1 protein-coding gene is annotated in these 1,690 nt (G+C 71.1%); it reads left to right on the top strand.

Going from position 1 to position 1,690, the window contains the following annotated elements:
• Positions 1 to 27 precede the first annotated feature (27 nt).
• Positions 28 to 1,690: condensation domain-containing protein (locus ALLO2_RS22990; RefSeq protein ID WP_232235316.1), on the top strand; the 1,663-nt coding region annotated here is incomplete at its 3' end.

Here is a 1,690-nt window from a genome sequence, read left to right as displayed (position 1 = left end):
ACCGCGGTGGAGGAGGTGTTGTGTGGTTTGTTTGCGGAGGTGTTGCGGTTGGAGCGGGTCGGGGTCGAGGACAGTTTCTTCGATCTTGGTGGTGACTCTCTGCTCGCGATGCGGCTGATTGCCCGGGTGCGGGGGGCGCTCGGGGCTGAGGTCAGCATCCACGACCTGTTCACGGCGCAGACCCCGGCCGGTGTCGCCAGGCTGGTCGGCGGCGACGGTACCGCTCGTACCGCCCTGGTGGCGGGCCGGCGGCCCGCGGTGCTGCCGCTGTCGTTCGGCCAGGCGCGGATGTGGTTCCTGAACCGGTTGCAGGAGGGCAGCGCGGTCTACAACATGCCGATGGCGCTGCGGCTGCGCGGTGACCTGGACCGGGCGGCGTTGCGCGCGGCGTTGGCCGACGTCGCGACTCGGCACGAGAGCCTGCGGACGGTGTTCCCCGACTCGGATGGGCTGCCCTTCCAGCAGATCCTGGCGGGCGGCCCCGAGCTCGTGGTGCAGGACACCGATGAGCGGGAACTACCCGGCCTGCTGGCGGCCGAGGCGAGTCGTCCGTTCGACGTGCGCCACGAGCTGCCATGGCGGGCGTCCTTGTTCGCGCTGTCCCCGCAGGAGCACATGCTGCTCCTGGTGATGCACCACATCGCGGCCGACGGCTGGTCGATGGGGGTGCTGACCCGCGACCTGTCGGCGGCCTATGCGGCGCGACTGTCCGGTCAGGAACCGTCGTGGGCGCCCTTGCCGGTGCAGTACGCCGACTTCGCGGTCTGGCAGCGCGAAGTGCTCGGCAGTGAGGACGACCCGGACAGCCTGATCAGCAGGCAACTGGCGTACTGGCGGTCGACCCTGGCTGAGCTTCCTGCCGAGCTGACCCTGCCGGTCGACCGCCAGCGCCCGCCCGTGGCCTCCTTCGCCGGCGGCTCGGTGCCGCTGCGGCTCGGCCCGCAGGTGCACGCGCGGCTCACCGGGCTGGCCCAGGACGAGCGGGCCACGCTGTTCATGGTGATGCAGGCGGCGATTGCGGTACTGCTGTCAGGGCTCGGCGCGGGCACCGACATCGCGCTGGGCACCCCGGTGGCCGGTCGCGGCGACGCCGCCGTGGACGATCTGATCGGGTTCTTCGTCAACACGCTGGTGCTGCGCACCGACCTCGGCGGCGACCCGTCCTTTGCCGAGCTGCTCGGCCGGGTGCGGGAGATGAACCTGGCGGCGTACGCCCATCAGGACGTGCCGTTCGAGCGGCTGGTGGAGGAGCTGCAACCGGCCCGCTCGCTGTCCCGGCACCCGCTGTTCCAGGTGATGCTGACCTTCCAGAACACCCACCAGGACGGGGGTTGGGAGCTGCCCGGCCTGTCGGTACGGCCGGAGCGCTCTGGCTCGGACGTGGCCAAGTTCGACCTGTCGTTCAGCCTGGCCGAGAACCGCACTCCCGACGGGGAGCTCGCCGGGATCAGCGGGGCGGTCGGCTACTCGGCCGACCTGTTCGACCAGCGGACGGCCGAGGAGACGGCGAACCGGCTGGTGCGGGTGCTGGAGGCGGTGGCTGCCGATCCCACGCTCCGGGTCAGCCAGGTGCCGCTCCTCGACGAGACCGAGCGGGCCCGGGTGGTGGATGGGTGGAATGAGACGGGGGTGGTGGTGCCGGAGGTGACGTTGTCGGAGTTGTTTGAGGCGCAGGTGCGGCGGAGTCCGG

Origin of the sequence: Frankia sp. Allo2 (assembly GCF_000733325.1) — a bacterium.
Classification (GTDB): Bacteria; Actinomycetota; Actinomycetes; order Frankiales; family Frankiaceae; genus Frankia; species Frankia casuarinae.
This window is presented reverse-complemented; position numbering and strand designations above follow the sequence as displayed.